Here is a 21,899-nt window from a genome sequence, read left to right as displayed (position 1 = left end):
CCCACCACGAATAATCTCCCAAGCCCCATTTCCGTAATGATAGGAAGGCAGCCACTCACCGATGTTTTGCATCATTTTCGGCATGACTTCCATCGGCATCCACATCCCTCCAGCCATCGCTAGAATGATATACAAAAGGTTACTCACACCAGAAGCGGTTTCTACTTTTTTCATCGCTCCAAACAAAGTTCCTAGTGCTAAAAACGGAAAAGCTCCTATTAAAATCCACAGTCCACTCCACAGCCATTCCGAAGCGGTAAGCGATACGTCATTAACAAAGGCACCAGCCGTGAAAATGACAATAATCGAAAGTAAATGAATCAATGTTTGCCCCACCATTTGCGCTATGAAATAGATCGTGTTAGAAAGTGGTGTCACTCGCATATAAGTTGACCAACCAAGTGATCGTTCCTGCACCATTCGAATGCCTAACGTCATAATCGCAGAACCCATCACACTAAAAGCCGTCATCGACATTAAATAATGTGCTTGCCAAAGCCCAGGATTCGGTACGTCCGTATTAATCACTTTTGTAAACACAATATAGAAGAAGATTGGCATTAATAAAGACCAAAAAACAAAATAAGGATTGCGCAAAATCCGAATGATTTCCACCTTACATTGCATGAACAATACTTTCATTTTATATTACCTCCTCTTCACGAGCCGTCAGCTGCTCGAACGCCGCTTCTAATCTTCCTTGTTCAATCTGAATATCACGAGCACCCGTTTTTTCAGCAAACAGCCGAGCTAATATTTCATCTGAATCATTTGTTTCAATATAAAATCTACCATTTCTCTGATGTACCTGTTTCACACTGGACCAACCTTTTATTTGCGCTAATGAAATGGTGGTATTAGCTTGAAAAGAAACCGTTCGAGTTAAAAATTGAGCTTTTATGTCCACAGGTTTTCCATCAGCAATAATCCGCCCCTCTTTAAACAACAAAATTCGCTTAGCCACATCATCCGCCTCCTGAAGATAATGCGTTGAAAAAATGATCGTCTTCCCTTGCTCAGCCAACTGTTGAATCGTTTCCCAAAAGTGCTTACGGGAACTCAAATCCATCCCAACCGTAGGCTCATCTAAAATAAGGAGCTCTGGATTTCCCGCTAATGCCAAGGCAAAGTTAAGGCGTCGTTTTTGACCACCCGAAAGCTTTTCCACTCGTGTCTTTAAATCGACTTCATTTAATCCCGTTAAAGCAATTAATTTTGCTAAAGAATGTGGATGAGGATAATAATGACGAACTAAATCAAGCAATTCATTGACTTTTAACCCGTGCATCACACTGACATCCTGTAGCATCGTCCCTAGTTTTTCTCGAACGCTTTTCTCCTTAGGCAGCTGATTAAACACTTGGACATTTCCACTAGACGGATTTAAAAGCCCCAAAACCATCGAAATAGTCGTTGTCTTTCCCGCACCATTCGGACCAAGAATGGCTACAATCTCTCCTGAATGAATAGAAAACGACACATCATCCACGGCTTTTTTATCACGAAATAATTTTGACACCCGTTCTACCTTAACGACTTCAGTCATCTTCAGCACCTCCGTATTCGTTAAACTAAGTGTATGATGATTAAACTCTCTAGATTAGTAGTAAATGTCATCACAAAAAATGACAATTGTCATTTTCTATCTGTTGAGGCTTCGACTGTTATTTATAGTTGACCGCCTGATTATTACTCTTGTCCGACTGAAAAGCAGTCTAATCAGCGGGTTAACACCAAAAACACCGCTAACCCCGAATAGTTATTCGTGGATTAGCGGTGTTTTCATGTCTTTATACTTTCTTCACTCGAAGAAATACTACCTTCAAATAATCACCTTCCGGAAACGAGCGTGTCGTCCGAAAGTCCGCAGGTAAGCTGTACTCTTCAAGAATAGTGTAGTTGGTACCCGTTTCTTGGCATGCCGTCTGAATAAACTGTTTGAATTTTTTCATATCAAATGAACTGCAGTTAGTGGAAGCGACGATAACGCCTTGATTTTTTGTTAAGGCAATTGTCTCTTTAAGTAACGTCGTGTAATCCTTAGCTGCGCTAAATGTCCGTTTTTTCGTTTTAGCGAAGCTCGGTGGGTCAAGGACAACTAGATCAAATGTCCGTTCTTTGCGAGCTGCGTATTTAAAATATTGAAACACATCATCGACAACAATTTGTTGCCGTTCATAATCAATGCCGTTCACTGCAAATTGCTCAATTGTCTTTGGACGGCTACGATTAGCTACATCCACACTTGTTGTCATTTTGGCTCCGCCAAGGGCCGCATTGACCGAGAAAGCGCCTGTGTAGGAAAACATATTCAGCATTTCGGCTCCATCCGAGTAGCGTTCGCGAATGGCTTTGCGCACCTCTCGTTGATCAAGAAAAATCCCAGTCATCGCCCCATCATTTAAGTAGACGGCAAACTTCACGCCATTTTCTTTGACAATCAATGGGAATGTTCCGCGCTCCCCCATAACAAAGTCATCTTCTTCAATATATTGTCCCTTTTCTTTGAAGCGTTTTTTCTGATAGACGCCTTTGTACTCCGTCGTCTGAGCAAGCGCCGCTAAAATGTTTTCTTTAAACGAATACACGCCCTTGCTATACCACTGAATGAGATAATAGCCGTCGTAATAATCAATCGTCACACCACCAAGACCATCACCTTCCCCATTAAACACGCGAAAAGCTGTCGTATCAGGGTCAGCGAACAACTGTTGTCGATGGGTAAAAGCCTCCTGAATTTTCTTTGTAAAAAAAGCTTCGTCCACGCTTTCTTCTTGATTATGACTGATCACCCAACCGAGCCCCTTGTTTTGAATGCCATAATAGCCGATGCCAATAAAATGATTTTTCTCATCCACTAGTCGCAGTAATTCGCCCTCGTGCTTCAATAACTTTTCATTATCAACAGCTTCCTTTTCAATTAGTGGATAACCTTTTTTCATTTTAGCCGCATATTTTCTATTTATTTTTATCGTTAAAAGTTTTGTCATAGTTCCTCCATCATTGTTTCTAATTGCTTCTTATTTATTATGGCACAATGCAGGGGTTTAAGGCATCTTTCACTTTACTTTTTTACTTTCATGTAGTAAATTATCAAAACAACCAATCATCCTACAAATTTGAGGTGTTACTATGAATATATCAAAAACAAAACGAGTGTCGCTTGTAGATCAGGTCATTTCTCAAATGGAAGCCCTGATTGAATCAGGAGAATGGCAAGTCGGCGACCGCATCGCTCCAGAGCTGGAATTAATGGAGCAGTTTGCTGTCAGCCGGAATACATTGAGAGAAGCTATTCGATCGCTTGTACATGCGGGTCTTTTGCAAACAAGGCAAGGGAGCGGCACCTTTGTCTGTTCATCTAGCGTGTTAGAGGTGGCACTCCATCGCAGAATCCAACAAGCTAACTTGTTAGAAACATTAGAAGTGCGCCACGCTTTAGAACGAGAAGCCGCACAATTAGCGGCCGCTAGACGAAGCAAAAGAGATATGGAGCAATTGAAAACTTATTTGTCTGCCTGTAAAGAAGCGGCCAAATCAAAGGATCATGAAGCTTATGCTGAAGCAGATATTCAGTTGCATAAAGCCATCGCCGAAGCAACTCATAACCATTTGCTCATCGATTTATACGATCATATGACGGTGTCCCTTCATGATTCTGTTCACCATTTGGTAGAAATCAATTCTTGTTTAGAGACTCAGCTGCACATTCATAGCCAACTTGTGGACGCGATTATTAACCAGGATCGCCAACAAGCCATGGCAGCTGTTAATACTTACATGACCCAGTTTAAAATAGATACGGAGAAATTATCATGAATACACATCAAGCAGCGAAGCAACTAGATCCATCGAGAGCAACCATTCAACAAGGTACCTGGTTGCTCTTGATCGGCATTGTTTTACTTGGAGCCAATTTAAGAGCCCCGTTGACGTCTGTAGGTCCATTAGTCGCTTCCATTCGTGACAGTTTACATTTATCGAATACTTCAGCGGGTGCGTTAACAACCGTACCGCTCCTTGCTTTCGCCTTCTTATCACCGTTCGCGCCGAAATTATCGCAGCGCTTCGGTTTAGAACGCACATTATTCGCTTCTTTGTTATTATTAACTTTTGGAATTGGAATACGCTCTACTGGTGGAGTCACTCCCTTATTTACTGGCACTATTTTACTCGGTTTAGCCATCGCTGTTTCCAACGTCTTACTGCCGAGCTTGATCAAACGGGACTTTGCCAAAAACATCGGAGTAATGACAGGTATTTACGCTGTTTCTATGAACTTATGTGGGGCAGTAGCAACCGGTGTTAGTGTCCCGCTCTCTTCACTTCTAGGTTTAGGCTGGCGCGGTGCTCTCGGTTGCTGGGCAATTTTATCTTTGTTAGCCGTTTTCTTTTGGATTCCACAATTGAAATCACGACCAAAAGCAAGAACGAATGTCCAAACAACTCTGAGAGAAAAGTCCACTAATTTATGGCGCTCGCGCTTAGCTTGGCAAGTCACCTTTTTTATGGGTCTTCAGTCTTTAATCTTTTACACCGTAATTGCCTGGCTGCCAGAAATCTTAAAAGAACAAGGTCTGAACGCAAACGAAGCTGGCTGGATGCTTTCTATTATGCAATTTGCTTTACTGCCTTTCACTTTTATCGTCCCAATTTGGGCTGGACGTCTACAAAGTCAGCGCCTATTAGTTGCCTTGACCGCTGGATTATTTATTTCTGGTCTATGTGGCATATTGTATGGAAGCACTCAGTTCACTCTTTTATGGGTGATCATGATCGGGATTGGCGGAGGATTTGCCTTCAGTTTAGCAATGATGTTCTTTAGCCTTCGTACACAAACCATCCAAGAAGCCGCTGAACTATCAGGTATGGCCCAGTCACTAGGATACCTTCTAGCCGCTACCGGCCCGGTATTATTTGGTTGGCTCCACGACATCACGCATAGTTGGACTATTCCTTTACTTATGCTGATAGTTGTTTCCCTACTTATTTTTATTTTTGGAATGGGCGCTGGTAAAAAAGGCTATGTGAAATAGGGTGATTTTTTTTCGATATTCTCTCTTGTTTAAACCTATAGAAACTTGTTAACACTAGTAGAAAAAAGGTGTCTACAAGGAGGGCCTAATGAAAAAGTTTAATTATGTATTAGTAATACTTTTCGCTATGGTGATGGCTGGCTGTAATTTTAATAACGAGCTTGATTCAGCCAAAGAAGCGGTAGAAACGAGTAAAGAAATGCCCGATTTAACGAGAGGAATCGACAAAGTACAGACTTCTTTAGAGGACTTGAGTACAGTAGTGAAGCAATCTCCAAATGAGACAAAGAAGATTCAAAGTAGCGGAGAACAGCTGGAAGAGAATTGGGATGAGATTGAAAAACAAGTAGAAGAAGCCTTCCCTGAAGACTACAAAAACATCGAAGAAAGCCTATATCCACTTATTAACGAAGCAAAAAAAGAAACATCTAATGTACAAAAAATAACATCATTGATGACCGATACGAAGAAGAAAATCACTGATTTCAAAGAAAAACTAGAAATATCTACGTAACAGCTTCCTCAACATCCCTGCAAACAACGATTGGCAGGGATGTTTCTTGATTTAGACTACATTTTCTCACCTTTGACTAGAATGAGGTTTCTTTACACATGAACAGGCACATGAACCTTCCGCTTGTATTTGATTCTTCCACTCTTTCATTTGCTCGATCATTTGTAAAAACTGATCTCGTTCGCTTTCTAGTTGTTTAATTTTATAATCAATAGAGGCATTCCACTTCATCGGATCAGCTTCTGCCATAAACTCTTTAATCTCCGCTAACGTAAATCGACAACTTTTCAACAGCTTAATCTTTTTCATTGCTTGAACTTTATCATGGTCATAATATCGATAATTCGTTTCTGGATCTATGTAAGATGGTACTAATAAATTAAGATCGCTATAATAACGAATCGTTTTGACTGGCATCTCGCATATTTTTGAAAACTGGCCAATTGAATACATACTGCCTCCCATTTACTTTATTATCTATTTCCATCAAACTTTAAATAAACATTCGACATGAAGCACCTATCACTCCTCGAAGTTTGTCACTCCCTGAAGCTTCTTGAACCACAAACCTCCATTTTTGTAGTTTTATTGTATAATAATAAATATAAAAAGGGGCAGAGATTTGAAATATTTTTCTAAAATTTTAGTTTTCTTTATTGTGTTAATGATTCTAACTGGATGAATAGCGTAGTGTCTACCATCCACCCAAATGAAATAGAAACTTTTTCCTACAACATACTAATTGAGGATAAAATCAAGCTAACAAAAGACAATTTCTCAACCTATAGCAGCGAAAACGGAAAGCTTCCTACTTTAAAAAACACAGAATTGGCTTTTGTCTATAAAATGGTCTTTACCGACAAATAAATGAAACCTTTCATGGAAAAACTCGTATATTTTACTAAAAAGGAGGCTACATGATGAATAACCACGAAATTGATTACAAAATTTATGGCGATGATATGCAATTTGTTGAAGTCGAGCTTGATCCACAGGAAACGGTTGTTGCAGAAGCTGGTAGCTTAATGATGATGGAAGATAGTATCCGCATGGAAACGGTATTTGGTGATGCTTCTTCTAATCAAGGCAGTGGGTTAATGGGTAAGTTACTCGGTGCTGGTAAACGGGTAATTACAGGAGAAGGCTTGTTCATGACGACATTTACGAATGAAGGAAGCGGAAAAAAGCATGTTTCTTTCGCCGCTCCTTACCCTGGGAAAATCATTCCGATGGATTTAAGCGAGCTCGGTGGAAAAATTATTTGTCAAAAGGATGCGTTCCTAGCAGCAGCGAAAGGCGTTTCTGTCGGCATTGAATTACAGCGAAAGCTAGGTGCTGGCTTCTTCGGTGGCGAGGGATTTATTATGCAAAAGCTTGAAGGAGACGGAATGAGCTTTGTTCACGCTGGCGGGACGATACATAAAAAAACGCTCGCCCCTGGAGAACTGATTCGCATTGATACGGGTTGCTTAGTCGCAATGACGCAAGACGTTCATTACGATATCGAAGCAGTTAGTGGCATCAAAACAGCTTTATTCGGCGGCGAAGGTTTATTCTTTGCGACATTACGAGGCCCAGGTACGGTTTGGGTACAATCGTTGCCATTCAGCCGCTTAGCGAGCCGCGTCTTTGCATCCGCACCACAAACAGGAGGCTCTTCTAAAGGTGAAGGCGGCATCGGCGGATTTTTCAATATGTTTAGTGATGATTAATTAGCACTCTCATCGCTCTAGAATCTACTCTAGGGTGATTTTTTTCAATTTCAAATAGAGATTTGTTGTATAATTACTTCTATGATAACTGCATAAGAATAATCATTAAATGAACAAATGAAACTTAACGATTAGAAAACTACTCTAAGCGCATCTACTATTTTCTAAATCTTCTAAAAATAAAACAAGAAAGCGAGTCTATCTTAATATGATTGAGCTAGTAAATTTTGCAACTGGATTACCTAAAAAGATGAAGTACGGTCAAGATAAAGAAATGAATACAGGTATTTGCAAGGAAAGTGTTGAGGAAGCTTTTTTAACGCAAGATGGATTTATTGGCGATGGTGTCGCCGATTTAAAACATCATGGCGGCCCTGATCGTGCGGTTTGTGTATATCCGCATGAGCACTACAAGCTATGGGAACAAGAATTTCAAACGACGCTCCCTACGGCGACATTCGGTGAAAATGTAACTGTCACGAATATGCTAGAGCAAGATATTCATATTGGTGATATTTATCAAATAGGAGACGCCGTCATCCAAGTTACGCAAGGGCGAGTGCCGTGTAGCACCATTACAAAGAGAACGAGCATCCCTCCCCTTCTTAAACGAATCGTTGAAACCGGTTTTACTGGTTACTTATGTCGCGTCCTAGAAGAAGGAACGGTGCGAGCTGATTCGAGCATTACCTTGCTAGAGCCCCACCCTCAAAAAGTGTCGATACTATTTGCCAATCAAGTTTATTTTCATCGTCAAAAGGATATCGAAGGCATGGAACAAGTGTTAGCCGTTCCAGAGCTAGCAGCAGAATGGCGTAAGCAGTTTGAAAAACGATTAGAAAGATTAATTGATTGATAAGCAGAAAGCACATGAGTGGCGTGATGAGTGCTCCATTCATGTGCTTTCTTCGATATTTGTGCGGTTTCTTTGACTTTTTGAGGATTTTCTTCGACGATAGGGCTACTTCTTCAACTTTGTAAGAACTTTCTCCGACCTTACGACAGCTTTCTTCAACCTTGAAGCCACTTCTTCGACCTTCGCAACCCTTTTAAACAGCAAAACTTTTTCGCCGAAACACACTTAGCATAATACCAATCACGAATGCATATAACCAAACCACAATGGTTCCATAGCTAATGAACGGAACGAATACACCTGTTACAGGTAACCAACCCGCGATCATCAACAGATTATACAGAAGCGGTGCAACATAAAGCATCAACCCGCCAATGATTAATAATTGCCCAAAGGGATCTTTGATTTTTCCTGTCATCCATAGCATCCTAGCCGCAAATCCAATCAGGACGACGAGAAGGAAGCATAAGAACCCCCAACCTAGCCCGTAAGTTAACGTCACTAACACCATATCTGTATGAGCTTCTGGAACGAAAGAATTGTCTGTTGGAATAGACTGCGGAAACCAACTTGCCTCTGTAATGAACTTCTTGATCAACAAAGGGATATAGCCTCCTGAATCGACATGTTCCTCTGGATGTAAAAAGGCTCGCCACCTTCCCAACTGATACTCGTTCATTATTGACAAAAAAGCTAATAAACTACCTACTGCTACAAATGGAGTGATAAGCACTAAAGCACCTAATGACTTTCTATTACGACGAATGGACCAACCGTACATCACAACGACCATCGCCGTATACATCATCGCATTAGCACCACTTGCAGCTTGAGAAAACAAAATTAACGGAAGAGCGAATAGCACAATAAGTTTCCACTTCGACATCGATCGGTTCAAAAAACTAGCCCAAGCAAAAAAATAGAATGGAAGGATACTCGTTGAATCGGTCGAGATTGGACCTAATACTAAGTACACAGCTCCATTTATCGTCACCGAAAACGGCTCATAAGGCCACCCTTGAACAAACACAAAATACAATATAAATGTCCCAAGCCCATAAAACCACCAACCATACTTTTGTAATTTGCGATAATCAAAGAACATACAAGCTGTCATCAAAATCATGCCTAATAAAACATAGAACGCTTTTCTTTCTATAAAGCCCTCCATATCACGAAGCAACATAAGCGGCAAAAACCCAAGCCCAGCAGCGATCACAAAGAACGCCACCAATCCCCACTCCACTTTTGGCTTATGGAGCTTATTCATCTCCACACCTAATTTCATCGGGTCTCCCATTTGCTCAACAGCTTCTTTTTCTGCTTCTTCTCTTGACACTCCTTGATTCATCAATGTTCTTGTTGTGCTTTCTATGTGCTGATCTAACTCTAACGCGACGTATTGTTGCGCTTCCTTTGAGCGAATATGACTTTTCAACTCTTGAAAAAACGAAGCTTTCTCATTCATACAGAATTACTCCTTTCGACACTTCTTGCTTCGATTTTGTCTCTGCTTTCTTTAATAGCTTCCGTCCCTTTGAATTCAAGCTATATTGCTTATTTTTCTCATCATCCCATTGCGATAAAATGTATTCCTTTTGTTCTAATGAATGGAGGAAGGTATATAAAAAGCCTTCATTTTGATCAAATCTTTTTATTCCGCGGCCGCGTAGATGGGTAAGTAACTCGAAGCCCGTTTTTTGACGAGTAAGCAGTTGGAGAATCGCTAAAAGAATGTCCTCGTCTGTTTCCTCCTTAATTGCTTGAAAGATGCTTTGTCGAAGCTCGTCCGTGAACTTTAATCCATGAAACGTCTCTTGCTGTTGGGATTTTTTCAACTTTTTCAAACGATCTTCCATCTATTCTACCTCCCCTAATTCAGCTTTTAATAATTCTTTCGCTCGTCGAAGCCTCGTTTTGATCGTATTTTGCTTGATATTCGTCACTTCACTTATTTCTTTAATCGTCCATTCTTCATAATAAAATAAGTAAATTAACTCTCTATATTGAATAGGCAATTTCAATGTTGCTTCCATAATCATTTGACGTTCATCTTTTTGAATGACGGCCTTTTCCACATCATCTTTCATTGATGCATGCAACAAATGATCCGTTTGTACAGCTTGTACGTTGCGAACGTGCCAGCTTTTTAAATAATCTTTGCAATGGTTAATCGCAATACGCCATAGCCATGTTTTCATTTTTGCTCTTTTATTAAAAGTATGAAGCGCTCGGTAGCATTTCACAAAAATCTCTTGCGTCAAGTCTTCTGCCACCGTTTTATTTTTCACATAAGAGTAGGCTAGCTCTAATACACTTTGGCCATACTCAGTCATGATTTGATCGAATAATAGATCATGATCTTTTTCTTGAAATGCCTCCATAAATATTTCTTCCAAGTTATCCCCTCCTAACCTCCTATTGATTAGACGAAGCAGTGGCTGATTCGGTTTCCCAAAAGGCAACTATTTTTCATTACATACAGAAAAAGCACATGCCTTAATGAACACATGTGCTTTTTCTACATATTACCCCTCTTCCACAATCCCCGTCTCTACATGGAATGCTTCACCCGTTATCGCGTCAATCATTCGGATGTGACCAGACGTATTTGGAAAAGCGGGAAGATAGGAAACTTTATAGACTGGCAAGTCTCCTTCCATATGTTTTCCAAATGTTAATTCCATCTCTAGCTGTTCGAGTAAAATACCTTTCGCCTCAGCTAGTGAAATCACTGGCTCTACTGTCACTAATATGTCTCCAATAGTATCTGCGCTAAAGCGAATAATTTTTCCAGACAGTTGTCCTACTTGAATGGCTAATAAATAACTATCTACTTTGACCCCTTGATAGATTCGTTGAAAATAAAAAACGTACTCAGATTCGCATGCTAGCTCCTCATCTTCCTCTACGATCAAATGATGGGAAGGATGACTTTGTTGCATGATGAATTGTTCATTAGCTTTCGGGTAACGAGCAAATAAAAATTGTAACGCTCGATCCTTTGCCTCTTTCTCCGTTAAAGGGGTGTGCCCTTTTTGCACAGATTCCGCATTCGTCACACTGAGCAACTTACCGGTAGTTTTGTCGTAACCTACCTTGATCACATCCCCTTCAAAATCGTCTATATCGAGCAAGCTAGTGGTGATCTTCTCTCTCGACCACCATTCTACTCTTTCTTCATCCTCAATGGTCTCCGCTATTTTCGCATATTGATCATTCAAGCCAATGATCGAGTGCAGTTCACTTTCTGGAACGATCCGCTTCTCAATTGCCTCATACTTTTCGGGAAATCCACCATACTCCTCGATCGTTTGCAACGCACCATCCGGCTCCACTTCCATCACATAATCAATCGGTGCATAGCATAAATGATACGTATCGTCTCCATTAGCATACTGTTCTTTATCTAGTTGGGCGATCACTAACTCAAACTCAAGATTGTCGATATAGATCGATTTTGCCGTTTCTTTAGAGATGAGTGCAGTTGGATATTGCACTACACACTCTGCTACTCGCGAAGAAAATTGCTGTACTCGCCCATCCTTCGCTACATCTATTTCCACTCCCGAATTAGGTAGGAACAAGCCAAATCGCTCATCTTTTTTGTCATAAATAAACTTATACGTTTCATCCCAATCGATCATGCATGAAAAGTGGAGCATGTGTAGGGCGTCCGAGCAAAATACGTTTATAAAAGCTTCTGCTTGTTCTCGAATTTCTTCCATTCCTAGTGGTGGAGAAGCACATTCCACCTCTTCATATATGGTGAAAAAACGAAGCCCTCCTGTTTCATCTAAACGAAATTCCCCTAACGCTTCCTCGTCACTTTTTCTAAAAATCTCCCAATTCTCCTCATCATACTCGCTCGCTTCAATATAAACTTCTTCCGCTATGTTCGCTTGTAAATAACTAATCATTTTTTCCAAGTTGGCAAATTCTCCTTTTTATAATAATACAGTGTGCTTCTGGCGACTATTTTTTATCCTTTATAACTACTTCAAACACTTCTTCCTCTTGTGTAAACTCCACTTTCCACTGATCGTTTTTCGAATCGAATGCTAACTGACTAACCGCTAGAACACTTCCACCTTCTCGCTTCGATTGCTTAATCGCTTGATGTATAACTTCCGCTTCTGTTAAATCGGCATGTTCGGGTTGATAGGTCGGCAATACTTCTACATACTTTGCCGAGCCTTGTCCAGGGTACGATTCCATAATAGGCCCCGCAGGTTCTACTAGCACTCGCTGACCGACTTCCAGCTTTTTATTTGCTTGTGGGAAACGATAAGAAATGGCATCGAAATATTTGCGTTCACTGTTCGATATCGCACTAACCACCAGCATCGAATTTTCAGAAACGCTCATCACATAGCCACCCTCCTGAGATAGGGTGGTTGTCATTTTCTTCGAAGGGTAAGAAACATCTGACTCTCCTGGTAACGGAACTAATCGGCCGTCTTGTTCAAATTCTAATTTATTATTGGAGAATTGTTTTTGAAGCACTTCTTGTTGTTCCGTTGTTAAAAAATCATGCAAAATGTTCACAGTCCCTGTTACCGTATCCACCGATATTTCAAATGATACTCGCTCTGGCGTTGCATGTTCTTTTGCCATTCCTGCTATCACTCGATTCACTTCATTTATCAATTGATCATTTTCCTCCTGAGCTTGATCATTGCCGTTCTTCTTATGTTCTCCTGAAGAATTGCAGCTTGCTAAAATCATAGAAAAGCAGAGTACAGCACCTACTGTTATGATCTTTCTCATCAAGAGCTCTCCTTTTTTGTAATTTTTAACATTATTATACTAAATAAAGTACCGGCTTTTCCAAACAAAAGACCACACTATCTATTGGCCTTCCAATTGACCATAAAGATCCCAACAAAAATAAATGCTCCTCCAAGAATAATATACCATTGTGGCTGTTCTCCTAGCAGCAGCCAACCTGTTAGTACACCAAAAGACGGAGCTAAAAAAAGAAAAGCACTTGTTTTTCCTGGGTCTCCTTTTTGGATTAAATAAAACCAGCCGGCAAATTGAACAATAGAAGCCATGAAAGCTAACCAAAGTACAATCGCTACAGAAGTCAGATTGATATCAATCGAAGGTGTTTCTAATAAAAAGCTAGCGATGAATAAAATGAGGCCACCAAAGAGCATTTGATAAGCGGTAAGTACCCACGTATCTAATCTATACCCCCAAGCTTTAATTAATAAGGTAGCAGTTGCCCAAGTGACTGCCGAAGAAAGACCGTACACCGTTCCAACCTCTAGATTTAATTGTCCACCCATCGTAATAAACACGCCCAAAATGCCAAAAACGACACCAAGCCACTGCAATACCCGATACTTAATTTTGAAAATAATTGTCCCTAATAACACAACAAGCAATGGATTCGTGAACGTTAATATCGCTGATTCTCCTGAAGTGATCGTTCGCAAGCTCATAAAGATACAGCCCATCACCGCTGTCGTTTGAAAAAAACCGATGGTCGCCATTTGTAGCCATTGCTTCCATGTCCGAGGGTGCGGACGATTCAATACACGAACCGCAATAACCATCACCGCACCAGCAATCGAAAAGCGAAGCGCCACAAGTAACAACGGCGATACATAAGTGAGTCCGATTTTTCCCACCGCAAAAGAAGAACCCATTAAAGCTGTCGTCAGCACCACTAATAAACCAAACACAAACGGATGGATCGCTGCTTCCTTACGCTCATGCAATTTCGCAACACTTTCAGCTTGCACTCCCACACACTCACACCCCTCTTTGCCCCAAAGAGACTCATTTACATCACATTATACAGAATTTTCTAACTTTTATAAAGTGAACCTTCAATCAGTGGGAGTCTTACAGCCCATTAATGCGGGATAAATGATAAAAAAAGGCACCACTAGGGCACCTTCTTTTTCACATAATCGTCAGCTTTTCTTCGACTGGCGTTCGTGGCCTTCCATCTGGAATCTGTTCTGAATCAAAATAACCTAAATGCAAAAAGCCGACAACTTTTTCTCCAGGCTGTACATTCATTAATTGTCTTGCCTTTGGATCCCAGTTATGCGGATTCGTTTTCCACACCACACCTAAGCCACGTTCCCAAGCGAGCAATTGAAAGTTTTGAATTAACGCACTCGTCGCCGCAAAATCCTCTTCCCATTGTTTCTGACGTGGGTCCTCTTTCATCACAACGACTAAAAAGGCTGCTGGCTGACTAAAATAATTTCTTCTATTTTCATGCATATCTTTTGGATATGTAACAATTAACTGTTCAATAAATGCTTCTTTATTTTCCGTTGGTACAAAAATAAAACGCCACGGCTCTCTCAACCCATGATTGGGTGCCCACACCGCATCATTTAGCAGCTCCACTATCAACTCTGTAGAAACCGCATCATCCTTATATCCTTTTTTAACAGACCTTCTCTCACGAATCGTTTTAACAATAGACACTCTAATAACCTCCTAATAATTTATTAATCAATTTTATATTATACCTACCTTAAATGATAATAATTTTCATTAAAAACGTCAAAATAGATGCCTGTCTCCTCCCATTTTTTCCAATCAGACAATACAATTTCTTTACTTATTGATAGTATGTGAAAAAGATGATTACCATTAATCATTCATTGACAGTCTGTATTCAAAAGGATAAGATTTAATCAGTAATGAGAATTGTTTTCAAAAAATTAAAGCAAGCATTATTATTGATTAGTGACCTGGATATCCTAGTGATTTGACCCAATAATTTATGTAAAGAATGCGCACTCACTTAGAGATCTTGCTATAAAGGCTTGATCTCTTCTTGCATTTTCAACTATTTAAACAAAAGGATGTTGCAGATATGGGCTTTGAACAGCTTTTAACGAGTATTCCCTTTTTAAAGGACATAAAATGTTTTTCTACCACACAAACCTATACACCTAAGCAAGGGAAACATACGATCATCATCGTTAAACAAGGACATATCACCATTACAGTGGAGAATGAGCCTCCGATTACTTGTGTAGACGGTTTTATGCTACATGCTAATAAAGAACCAGTCCTTATAGAAACCCCCAAAACCAAGTCTGCTACTTATGTGCTGATCACTTATCAACTTTTTCCTGAAAATCAAGAGTTGGCGTTGCATGGTCCAGTATTTTCCACTAGCAAAGAGAAAATATATTATATGGTGGACGAACTTATTCGAATACGTAGTAAGGAAAACACTATGGAACTAGTCGAAGTTCAACAATTTCGAGAACGGCTTATGCTTGAGCGAATTTTATTTATTTACTTATATGAATCAGAAATGAAAACAGACAAAGCATCAACCATGAATTATATTGAGGAGACAGTTTCTTATTTGAATCAACATTATATGTTAGAAATAAAATTGCCATTGTTAGCAGAAAGAGCAGGATTAAGTGTAGGGCATTATACAGTGTTATTTAAAAAACATACAGGAATGACAGTCAAAACATATCTATTGAAGCTACGAATTGAAAAGGCCAAGCAATTCTTACTCCAATCTAATTTAACGGCGAAAGAAATAGCACCAAAAGTTGGATTTTCTGATTATTTCCACTTTAGTCGCAGTTTTAAAAAAGAGGTAGGGTGTTCGCCAACGGCTTTTCGAAATATGAAAATCTAAAAATTTGACATGTTACTTCTTAAATAAAGATATGTTCAGTGGCGGTAATAACACATACAATCTAAATGATAATAATTATCAAAATCACTTTAGGAGGAATAACATATGCACCATTGGACAAAACGGATGCTCAGCTTTGCTTTTATTAGCGTACTTATTTTAAGTTTATTTGCTTGCGGCAACTCCGATAAAAAAGAAACGAAAGAAGACACACCTGAAAAGACGAAAGAGACAATTGAGATTAAACATGCCCTCGGAACGACTGTGCTTGATAAAAAACCAGAAAAAATTATTGCTTTAGAATTTAGTTACACCGATGCCCTGATCACTCTTGGTGTTCAACCAACAGGTGTAGCAGATGATGATAATCCGGAGCTTTTCATGGATACAGTAAGAGAACAATTAAAGGACTACACATCAATTGGCTCTCGCTACGAACCAAATATTGAAATGATCAGTTCTTTGCAACCAGATTTAATTATTGCTGATTTAAATCACCATAAAAACGTTTATGATCAATTAAATGACATTGCACCAACTATTGTTTTAGACGACCACCAAGCAGATTATAAACAAATGCTTGATAATTATTTAGTGATTGCAAAAGCTGTAGGAAAAGAAGCAGAAGGAAAACAACGTTTAGAAGAACATCAACAAAAAATGGAAGAAGCACAGCAAAAATTAGGGGAAACTGCTCTAACTGTATTACCTGCTGTAACAAATCCAGAAGGGTTCTTTGCCCATTCAGATCATTCTTACACAGGCTCTTTTTTAACAAGTATCGGCTTTAATGATCCCGTGCAAAGTGAGGATTCTTATCCGAAATTAAGCTTAGAGCAATTGGTTGAAACGAATCCACAAGCTATTTTCTTGCTACCAGCTACAGAAGAAACGATTGTAGATGAATGGGAAAACAACCCTTTATGGCAAGAAATTGATGCTGTGAAGAACGATCAAGTATTTGTAGTAGAACGTAGAGATTGGGCGCTATCACGCGGGTTGATTGGTTCTGAAAAAATGATTGAGGACATTGTAAAGCATTTAGGAGAACAGTAAAATGAATACGTTTTCCCTTAGAAAGCAGAAACCTAAAATGTTTCTGCTCTTGCTTTTTTCCATCACATTTTTTCTCATTGTCATCGGTTTCTTCATTAGTTTGAAATGGGGACAAGCGACCATTTCATGGCGTACTTTATTAGAGGCAGTGACCTATCAAGGACACGACAAAGAGCATCTTTATATTCAAACATTAAGAATGCCAAGAACATTTATGGCTTTTGTGATTGGTTATCATATGGCGTTAGCAGGGCTACTGACCCAGCTTGTGACGAAAAATCCAATTGCATCGCCACACGTTTTTGGTATAAATGCTGGAGCTTCCTTAGCTGTTGTTCTTGGATTAATTTTGTTTCCGAGCTTAACTTTAACCTTTTCTATTTACTTAGCATTCATTGGAGCCATCATCGGTGCTTTTCTCGTCTTGTCGTTAGTAGGAGTTCAGCAAAAACAGCCAGTTCGAATCGCTTTAGCAGGAATTGCTGTTCATTTTCTTTTATCTTCTTTAACAGAAGGATTGATGATCATGAATCAACATTCAACGGACAGCATGATCTTCTGGTTAGTTGGAGCTGTCGATCAAGCAGGGTGGTCAGATCTACAAACGATCTTCCCTTGGTCTATCATTGGGAGTGTTGCTTTATTATTAATGTTGCCTTCTTTTAAACTTTTACTTATTGATGATGAGGTAGCTATTGGTCTTGGGCAAAGGGTTTTGCTAGTCAAATGGATGGCGCTACTCATCGTTACCTTGTTAGCAGGATCAGCCGTCGCTATTTGTGGACCAATCGCTTTTGTGGGACTGTTAGTTCCTCATATTGCACGTTTATTAGTCGGCAACAAGCTAGGGGTGCTTTTTCCATTGACTGGACTTTTAGGTGGTTTGCTACTTATTTATGCTGATTTTTTCAGTCGTTTTATTGCCTACCCTTATGAATCACCAGTCGGGATTTTAACAGCAATTATTGGTGGACCTTTCTTTATTTATTTAGCCCGTAAAAAAGGAGGAGCCATCTCATGAAAAAAACGCTCATATTTATTTTTTCTTCAGCATTGCTAATAACTTTTTTTCTTTTGTCCTTAAGTGTTGGCGCCGTTTCTATTCCTATTCAAGATTTATGGCTTAGTCTATTTCAAATGGATACCCCTTTCACTTTTATTATCTGGGAATACCGATTGCCTCGTGCTGTCATTAGTATTCTTGCAGGCTTTGGATTAGCAGTAGCAGGCGTCATATTACAAAGCCTTGTTCGCAACCCTTTAGCAAGCCCTGATGTCATCGGTCTAACGAAAGGAGCGGGTTTTTTTGCCGCATTAGTCATCTTTCTGTTTCCTAGTGCTCCTAAATATGTTTTGCCAATTTCCGCCTTAATGGGGGCATTTTTAGTGTTTCTTCTGCTTTTGCTTTTGAGTAAGCGTTTGACATTAAGTCCAGCATCCTTTGCATTAGTTGGTATAGCATTAGGAGCAATTTTTCAAGCAGGCATTCAATACTTACTCGTTAAATACCCTACTGATATTAATATGGCGTTATTATGGATGTCAGGGAGTTTGTGGGGTAGAGGTTGGGGCGAGGTGCTATCCCTTTTTCCATGGATCATCATTCTTCTTCCCGTTGCATGGGGGCAATACCTTAAGTTAAATATTTTTCAGTTAGGTGATGAATACAGCCAATCTTTAGGGCTTGATCTAATTCGACAACGTTTTTGGTTATTGCTACTCTCTGTTACATTAGCAGGTGTTTCAGTAGCAGCAGTAGGTTCTATCGGTTTTATTGGATTAATTGCTCCGCATATCGCTCGTCAGCTTGTCGGTGGGCGACATCAGCTATTAATTCCGTTAGCAGCATTAATTGGCGCTAATTTAATGTTATTAGGTGATAGCATAGGCAGAATGCTCATTATTCCTAGAGAGGTTCCTGTCGGTGTAATGACCGCCCTCATCGGTGCTCCTTATTTTATATTTTTATTAAGAAAGGAATATAGAAAGAAAGGGTAAAAAAAAGATACTTATCACTCTCCGCCCTTGACAAACTAAAGCGTAGAAATCACTATGTAGTTAGTAGATTCCATATCAAAATTGAATAAAGCGCAAACGGTGAATTCCATTTGCGAAATATGCTTTCTAGGGTTCCGCAGATAATGAACTGGTCTGGTCCGAGAGAAAGCTCACGGCGACTCGCTGTGTCACGGAAGGATAAAAGCCTGGGAGATTATTTTTGATAATCTCTCAGGCTTTTTTGCTTACATATTAAGGAGGACGATAAAATGGATAAAGATTGGTTGAAAATATTTATAGCCGCTTTTTTTGAAGTGTTCTGGGTGATTGGATTGAAACATGCGGATTCTTTTTGGACTTGGGCTGGCACGTTAATCTCTATCTTCATTAGCTTTTATATGATGATTATGGCCGGAAAGAAACTGCCTGTTGGAACGGTCTATGCCGTTTTTGTAGGGCTAGGAACGGCTGGAACCGTTTTGTCGGAAATTTTATTTTTTGGAGAACCGGTTAAAATAGCGAAACTGTTGCTTATTCTCGTATTATTAATCGGCGTGATCGGCTTAAAGCTGGTCACAAAAAGTGAGCATTCGGAAGGAGCGAAATCCTAATGGCTTGGATGTCTCTTATTTTAGCAGGTATGTTTGAAATGCTTGGAGTTGCGATGATTAATAAATTCCATCAAAACAAAAACTTGTCCTCATTTCTATATATGATCGTTAGTTTTAGCGCAAGTTTTCTATTTCTTGCTATAGCGATGAAATCGTTACCGATGGGCACAGCCTACGCGATCTGGACAGGAATTGGCGCTGCTGGTGGGGCGATTTTAGGAATGCTTTTATACAACGAACCAAAAAATTGGCCACGATTGCTTTTTATTAGCATGGTGCTTGGAGCAGCGATTGGTTTAAAGCTTATTTCTTGACCTCCTTCAACAAGCGGTCATGTAGTTTTGAAAGGAAAAGTAACGCAAGGATCGAACCGACTAATGTTAAGGACATATCCCATTGGGCATCCCATTGATCCCCCTGCATGCCTAAGAATCCTTGTGTTACCTTTCCGCCTTTCGCTATTTTAAAAGCCAACCATTCAATGATTTCATACAAAGCGGAAATAGCGAGCGTAATGCTTATGACGATGGAAAATAGCCATCCCCCTACAGTTAATGGTGTTTTTCGCAACATAATTTCTCTAATCACAATGACGGATACTCCTTTTAACAAATGACCGAAGCGATCATAATGGTTTCTTTTTAAATCGAACTGATCTTGAAGCCAATCAAAAAGAGGAACGTGAGAATATGTATAATGCCCCCCGACAAACATCAACATCGCTAATATCGCCATGATTGTATAAGAAAGCGTAGTAAAACGAAAACGATGATAGATCGCAACGACGACGATCAAGCCAATTAGTGCAGGGACTACTTCTAATGCCCATGATGAATAACTTGCTGGTTTGATGATGGACCAGATGAAAACAGCGATCACAACCAAAAGCAAATATAGATGAACTCTACTTTTTTGAGGCAAATTTTTCACTCCAATGCCAAAGATGATTGCTTGTAGTATGTGAAAAAAACGATTTTTTATCCGAAAGGAAGATCAAAATCAGGCGTACGCTCCTGTTGCAACTACAAAAAAAGAAGGACATCACTCAAGCGAGCAATACCCTTCTTTCTTAATTTACCCCTCTAAAATGTGAAACGGGATAAAAAACAACTTCCCCTTTTCCCACAACGTTTTCTTTATGGATCAACCCTAGCCCATTGCGACTATCCTTACTGCGTAAACGATTATCCCCCATGACAAAATATTCATTTTCAGAAATAGAAATTGGTCCGAAATCTCCCGTTAATCTAAGCATTCCTTTTTGTTTGGCGATTTGGCGATTCTCTGATAGATAAGGTTCCTTCTGCAATTTTCCATTCACAAATAATTGATCATCGACCATTTCAATCTCATCTCCAGGTAAGCCAATAATTCTTTTTACATAATGCTCCTCACTGTCTTCTCCTTTAGCAATGATAATGTCTCCTCGTTTCAAGTCATCCACAGATTTTAACTTATTGACAAAGATTTTTTCCTGATTATGCAAAGTCGGTTCCATCGATGCTCCCTTAACCAAATATGGAGAAAACATAAATGTCTTGATTACCATCGCTAGTCCAAACGCTACTAAAAAAGTTTTCAACCAACTTTTCCATTCTTCTTTTGCATGATTTTTCGACACATCTAACACTTCCTTATTGATTTTTCATGATCGTTCTTTTCGCCTTTTTCACAATTCGTTTTGTTTCTTTCGTATCTGATACCTTCTCCCATTCATCGCAAACGGAGAGCACCCATTCCGGCTGTGTCTTACTCGCATCGTTTAGCCAATTGCCAACCGAATCTTGCACGTATTTCGATTTATCAGATTTCACTTGTTCTAAAATGGGAAGAGCGATTTGCGGTTCGTCTTTTAATTCTCCAATATGTTTGCACCAAACACCGCGAGGCCGGATCGATTCAACAGCAAATCGGCGGATATTCTCATCAGGTTCCCCCGCCCATTCTGTCAATAACTCGATACTAGTTATAAGCTCTTTTGCAAGTGCCTCTCTAACAGCCATCCAAGCAATCTCCCTTACACCAAAATGATGATCAGCAGCAAATTTCCTAATCTTAACTAGCAACTGGTCAATACCGGCATCCATAGTCGAACCAACTATAAAGGCCGCCCAACACCGAACGCTGTCTGATGAATGATTGGCGAGTAAGGAGAACTTTTGATCAGCCGTTTCCCGATCTGTTTTTTGGAGTATTTCGTACAAGTTTTCTCCGATCATCCGAATCGCTTTCATGCCATTCGTCATATTCGCCACTTCTAATTTGAATAAAAGATCATCCAAATGCTCTGACAATCCAACTGCAGGCAACACATTTTTCAGTAACACCTTTTGATCTACTGCTAACCATTCGGTCAAATTGACACTTTCAATTCCGCCTAAGTTAAGTAAATTCAGCACCTGCTCTGGAATATTCGCAGCTTTAGTAGCCCCTTTACGATCCATAATAGATTCCATATCATTCACCCCTTCATT

The 21,899-nt window shown here is 39.7% G+C and carries 25 protein-coding genes and 1 riboswitch (1 of these 26 cut by a window edge); of the genes, 11 read left to right on the top strand and 14 right to left on the bottom strand.

The window, feature by feature from the left end; translation table 11 throughout:
- The 3 genes from ACSVDJ_RS02030 to ACSVDJ_RS02020 all read right to left on the bottom strand — a co-directional run.
- Positions 1–642: the 5' portion of an ABC transporter permease gene (locus tag ACSVDJ_RS02030; RefSeq protein ID WP_439170372.1), read on the bottom strand. Its footprint begins 96 nt before the window's first position; only the first 642 of its 738 coding nucleotides appear in the window; it begins with the start codon at positions 640–642; the stop codon falls past the left edge of the window.
- A 1-nt stretch (position 643) separates the two neighbouring features.
- The gene (locus ACSVDJ_RS02025; RefSeq protein ID WP_439170373.1) at positions 644–1,546 is read right to left on the bottom strand and encodes an ABC transporter ATP-binding protein; all 903 of its coding nucleotides are present in this window, start codon (positions 1,544–1,546) and stop codon (positions 644–646) included.
- A 244-nt stretch (positions 1,547–1,790) separates the two neighbouring features.
- Positions 1,791–2,990 (bottom strand): class I SAM-dependent rRNA methyltransferase, encoded by a 1,200-nt coding sequence (locus ACSVDJ_RS02020; protein ID WP_439170374.1) that lies wholly within the window; start codon positions 2,988–2,990, stop codon positions 1,791–1,793.
- A 142-nt stretch (positions 2,991–3,132) separates the two neighbouring features.
- On the opposite strand from ACSVDJ_RS02020, the gene ACSVDJ_RS02015 reads away from it, so the two are divergent.
- The 3 genes from ACSVDJ_RS02015 (at position 3,133) to ACSVDJ_RS02005 (ending at position 5,550) form a co-directional block, all read left to right on the top strand.
- The gene (locus tag ACSVDJ_RS02015; RefSeq protein ID WP_439170375.1) at positions 3,133–3,819 is read left to right on the top strand and encodes a FadR/GntR family transcriptional regulator; all 687 of its coding nucleotides are present in this window, start codon (positions 3,133–3,135) and stop codon (positions 3,817–3,819) included.
- The gene (locus tag ACSVDJ_RS02010; RefSeq protein WP_439170376.1) at positions 3,816–5,036 is read left to right on the top strand and encodes a CynX/NimT family MFS transporter; all 1,221 of its coding nucleotides are present in this window, start codon (positions 3,816–3,818) and stop codon (positions 5,034–5,036) included. Before ACSVDJ_RS02015 ends, ACSVDJ_RS02010 begins: the two co-directional genes overlap by 4 nt.
- Before the next feature lie 88 nt (positions 5,037–5,124).
- Positions 5,125–5,550, top strand: coding sequence for a hypothetical protein (locus ACSVDJ_RS02005; protein WP_439170377.1), 426 nt, complete (start codon positions 5,125–5,127; stop codon positions 5,548–5,550).
- Between the two features lie 66 nt (positions 5,551–5,616).
- Here the strand turns inward: ACSVDJ_RS02005 and ACSVDJ_RS02000 are convergent, their stop codons facing one another.
- A complete protein-coding gene (locus tag ACSVDJ_RS02000; protein ID WP_439170378.1) occupies positions 5,617–6,003 on the bottom strand; it encodes a MerR family transcriptional regulator in 387 nt (128 codons plus the stop codon).
- Between the two features lie 467 nt (positions 6,004–6,470).
- Between ACSVDJ_RS02000 and ACSVDJ_RS01995 the strand changes: the two genes are divergently transcribed.
- Entirely contained in the window at positions 6,471–7,262 is a 792-nt protein-coding gene (locus ACSVDJ_RS01995; protein WP_439170461.1) for a TIGR00266 family protein, read from the top strand.
- Positions 7,263–7,470: 208 nt separating this feature from the next.
- Positions 7,471–8,118 carry an MOSC domain-containing protein gene (locus tag ACSVDJ_RS01990; RefSeq protein WP_439170379.1) on the top strand — a complete coding sequence of 216 codons (648 nt, stop codon included), beginning with the start codon at positions 7,471–7,473 and terminating at the stop codon, positions 8,116–8,118.
- Positions 8,119–8,311: 193 nt separating this feature from the next.
- Here ACSVDJ_RS01990 and ACSVDJ_RS01985 read toward each other — a convergent pair whose 3' ends face one another.
- From ACSVDJ_RS01985 to ACSVDJ_RS01955, 7 genes are all read right to left on the bottom strand, one after another.
- On the bottom strand, positions 8,312–9,586 hold the full coding sequence (locus ACSVDJ_RS01985) for an FtsW/RodA/SpoVE family cell cycle protein (RefSeq protein ID WP_439170380.1): 1,275 nt from the start codon (positions 9,584–9,586) through the stop codon (positions 8,312–8,314).
- Positions 9,579–9,977: a PadR family transcriptional regulator gene (locus ACSVDJ_RS01980; protein ID WP_439170381.1), complete on the bottom strand. Its 399-nt coding sequence runs from the start codon at positions 9,975–9,977 to the stop codon at positions 9,579–9,581. Before ACSVDJ_RS01980 ends, ACSVDJ_RS01985 begins: the two co-directional genes overlap by 8 nt.
- Positions 9,978–10,517, bottom strand: a complete 540-nt coding sequence (locus tag ACSVDJ_RS01975) for a sigma-70 family RNA polymerase sigma factor (protein WP_439170382.1) — start codon at positions 10,515–10,517, stop codon at positions 9,978–9,980.
- A 129-nt stretch (positions 10,518–10,646) separates the two neighbouring features.
- Positions 10,647–12,038, bottom strand: coding sequence for a YcdB/YcdC domain-containing protein (locus tag ACSVDJ_RS01970; RefSeq protein WP_439170462.1), 1,392 nt, complete (start codon positions 12,036–12,038; stop codon positions 10,647–10,649).
- 55 nt (positions 12,039–12,093) lie between these two features.
- Entirely contained in the window at positions 12,094–12,888 is a 795-nt protein-coding gene (locus tag ACSVDJ_RS01965) for a DUF3221 domain-containing protein (protein ID WP_439170383.1), read from the bottom strand.
- A 77-nt stretch (positions 12,889–12,965) separates the two neighbouring features.
- Positions 12,966–13,823: a DMT family transporter gene (locus ACSVDJ_RS01960; RefSeq protein WP_439170463.1), complete on the bottom strand. Its 858-nt coding sequence runs from the start codon at positions 13,821–13,823 to the stop codon at positions 12,966–12,968.
- 211 nt (positions 13,824–14,034) lie between these two features.
- Entirely contained in the window at positions 14,035–14,574 is a 540-nt protein-coding gene (locus ACSVDJ_RS01955) for a nitroreductase family protein (protein ID WP_439170384.1), read from the bottom strand.
- Between the two features lie 394 nt (positions 14,575–14,968).
- Here ACSVDJ_RS01955 and ACSVDJ_RS01950 point away from each other — a divergent pair, with 394 nt between their 5' ends.
- The 6 genes from ACSVDJ_RS01950 to ACSVDJ_RS01925 all read left to right on the top strand — a co-directional run bounded on the left by ACSVDJ_RS01950 (position 14,969) and on the right by ACSVDJ_RS01925 (position 19,739).
- Positions 14,969–15,760: a helix-turn-helix domain-containing protein gene (locus ACSVDJ_RS01950; RefSeq protein ID WP_439170385.1), complete on the top strand. Its 792-nt coding sequence runs from the start codon at positions 14,969–14,971 to the stop codon at positions 15,758–15,760.
- Between the two features lie 105 nt (positions 15,761–15,865).
- Positions 15,866–16,816 (top strand): ABC transporter substrate-binding protein, encoded by a 951-nt coding sequence (locus ACSVDJ_RS01945; RefSeq protein ID WP_439170386.1) that lies wholly within the window; start codon positions 15,866–15,868, stop codon positions 16,814–16,816.
- 1 nt (position 16,817) lies between these two features.
- On the top strand, positions 16,818–17,837 hold the full coding sequence (locus tag ACSVDJ_RS01940) for a FecCD family ABC transporter permease (RefSeq protein ID WP_439170387.1): 1,020 nt from the start codon (positions 16,818–16,820) through the stop codon (positions 17,835–17,837).
- Positions 17,834–18,814, top strand: a complete 981-nt coding sequence (locus ACSVDJ_RS01935) for a FecCD family ABC transporter permease (protein ID WP_439170388.1) — start codon at positions 17,834–17,836, stop codon at positions 18,812–18,814. The genes ACSVDJ_RS01940 and ACSVDJ_RS01935 overlap by 4 nt, the downstream gene beginning before the upstream one ends.
- 115 nt (positions 18,815–18,929) lie before the next feature.
- Positions 18,930–19,029, top strand: a riboswitch (guanidine-I (ykkC/yxkD leader).
- A gap of 54 nt (positions 19,030–19,083) precedes the next feature.
- A complete protein-coding gene (locus tag ACSVDJ_RS01930) occupies positions 19,084–19,425 on the top strand; it encodes a DMT family transporter (RefSeq protein ID WP_439170389.1) in 342 nt (113 codons plus the stop codon).
- Positions 19,425–19,739, top strand: a complete 315-nt coding sequence (locus ACSVDJ_RS01925) for a DMT family transporter (protein WP_439170390.1) — start codon at positions 19,425–19,427, stop codon at positions 19,737–19,739. Before ACSVDJ_RS01930 ends, ACSVDJ_RS01925 begins: the two co-directional genes overlap by 1 nt.
- Here ACSVDJ_RS01925 and ACSVDJ_RS01920 read toward each other — a convergent pair.
- From ACSVDJ_RS01920 to ACSVDJ_RS01910, 3 genes are all read right to left on the bottom strand, one after another.
- Entirely contained in the window at positions 19,729–20,316 is a 588-nt protein-coding gene (locus ACSVDJ_RS01920; RefSeq protein ID WP_518619864.1) for a DUF2238 domain-containing protein, read from the bottom strand. The genes ACSVDJ_RS01925 and ACSVDJ_RS01920 overlap by 11 nt on opposite strands.
- Positions 20,317–20,494: 178 nt before the next feature.
- The gene (gene lepB, locus ACSVDJ_RS01915) at positions 20,495–21,055 is read right to left on the bottom strand and encodes a signal peptidase I (RefSeq protein WP_439170392.1); all 561 of its coding nucleotides are present in this window, start codon (positions 21,053–21,055) and stop codon (positions 20,495–20,497) included.
- 4 nt (positions 21,056–21,059) lie between these two features.
- The gene (locus ACSVDJ_RS01910; protein WP_439170393.1) at positions 21,060–21,881 is read right to left on the bottom strand and encodes a DNA alkylation repair protein; all 822 of its coding nucleotides are present in this window, start codon (positions 21,879–21,881) and stop codon (positions 21,060–21,062) included.
- Positions 21,882–21,899: the final 18 nt, after the last annotated feature.

The organism is Bacillus sp. Hm123 (assembly GCF_051842975.2).
Lineage (GTDB): Bacteria > Bacillota > Bacilli > Bacillales > Domibacillaceae > Bacillus_CE.
This window is presented reverse-complemented; position numbering and strand designations above follow the sequence as displayed.

What these genes read in the sequence shown, in the direction of transcription:
- ACSVDJ_RS02025 (WP_439170373.1), bottom strand. Translation starts at nt 1,546, where the DNA reads ATGACTGAAGTCGTTAAGGTAGAACGGGTGTCAAAATTATTTCGTGAT.
- ACSVDJ_RS02020 (WP_439170374.1), bottom strand. Translation starts at nt 2,990, where the DNA reads ATGACAAAACTTTTAACGATAAAAATAAATAGAAAATATGCGGCTAAA.
- ACSVDJ_RS02015 (WP_439170375.1), top strand. Translation starts at nt 3,133, where the DNA reads ATGAATATATCAAAAACAAAACGAGTGTCGCTTGTAGATCAGGTCATT.
- ACSVDJ_RS02010 (WP_439170376.1), top strand. Translation starts at nt 3,816, where the DNA reads ATGAATACACATCAAGCAGCGAAGCAACTAGATCCATCGAGAGCAACC.
- ACSVDJ_RS02005 (WP_439170377.1), top strand. Translation starts at nt 5,125, where the DNA reads ATGAAAAAGTTTAATTATGTATTAGTAATACTTTTCGCTATGGTGATG.
- ACSVDJ_RS02000 (WP_439170378.1), bottom strand. Translation starts at nt 6,003, where the DNA reads ATGTATTCAATTGGCCAGTTTTCAAAAATATGCGAGATGCCAGTCAAA.
- ACSVDJ_RS01995 (WP_439170461.1), top strand. Translation starts at nt 6,471, where the DNA reads ATGAATAACCACGAAATTGATTACAAAATTTATGGCGATGATATGCAA.
- ACSVDJ_RS01990 (WP_439170379.1), top strand. Translation starts at nt 7,471, where the DNA reads ATGATTGAGCTAGTAAATTTTGCAACTGGATTACCTAAAAAGATGAAG.
- ACSVDJ_RS01985 (WP_439170380.1), bottom strand. Translation starts at nt 9,586, where the DNA reads ATGAATGAGAAAGCTTCGTTTTTTCAAGAGTTGAAAAGTCATATTCGC.
- ACSVDJ_RS01980 (WP_439170381.1), bottom strand. Translation starts at nt 9,977, where the DNA reads ATGGAAGATCGTTTGAAAAAGTTGAAAAAATCCCAACAGCAAGAGACG.
- ACSVDJ_RS01970 (WP_439170462.1), bottom strand. Translation starts at nt 12,038, where the DNA reads ATGATTAGTTATTTACAAGCGAACATAGCGGAAGAAGTTTATATTGAA.
- ACSVDJ_RS01965 (WP_439170383.1), bottom strand. Translation starts at nt 12,888, where the DNA reads ATGAGAAAGATCATAACAGTAGGTGCTGTACTCTGCTTTTCTATGATT.
- ACSVDJ_RS01950 (WP_439170385.1), top strand. Translation starts at nt 14,969, where the DNA reads ATGGGCTTTGAACAGCTTTTAACGAGTATTCCCTTTTTAAAGGACATA.
- ACSVDJ_RS01945 (WP_439170386.1), top strand. Translation starts at nt 15,866, where the DNA reads ATGCACCATTGGACAAAACGGATGCTCAGCTTTGCTTTTATTAGCGTA.
- ACSVDJ_RS01940 (WP_439170387.1), top strand. Translation starts at nt 16,818, where the DNA reads ATGAATACGTTTTCCCTTAGAAAGCAGAAACCTAAAATGTTTCTGCTC.
- ACSVDJ_RS01935 (WP_439170388.1), top strand. Translation starts at nt 17,834, where the DNA reads ATGAAAAAAACGCTCATATTTATTTTTTCTTCAGCATTGCTAATAACT.
- ACSVDJ_RS01930 (WP_439170389.1), top strand. Translation starts at nt 19,084, where the DNA reads ATGGATAAAGATTGGTTGAAAATATTTATAGCCGCTTTTTTTGAAGTG.
- ACSVDJ_RS01925 (WP_439170390.1), top strand. Translation starts at nt 19,425, where the DNA reads ATGGCTTGGATGTCTCTTATTTTAGCAGGTATGTTTGAAATGCTTGGA.
- ACSVDJ_RS01910 (WP_439170393.1), bottom strand. Translation starts at nt 21,881, where the DNA reads ATGGAATCTATTATGGATCGTAAAGGGGCTACTAAAGCTGCGAATATT.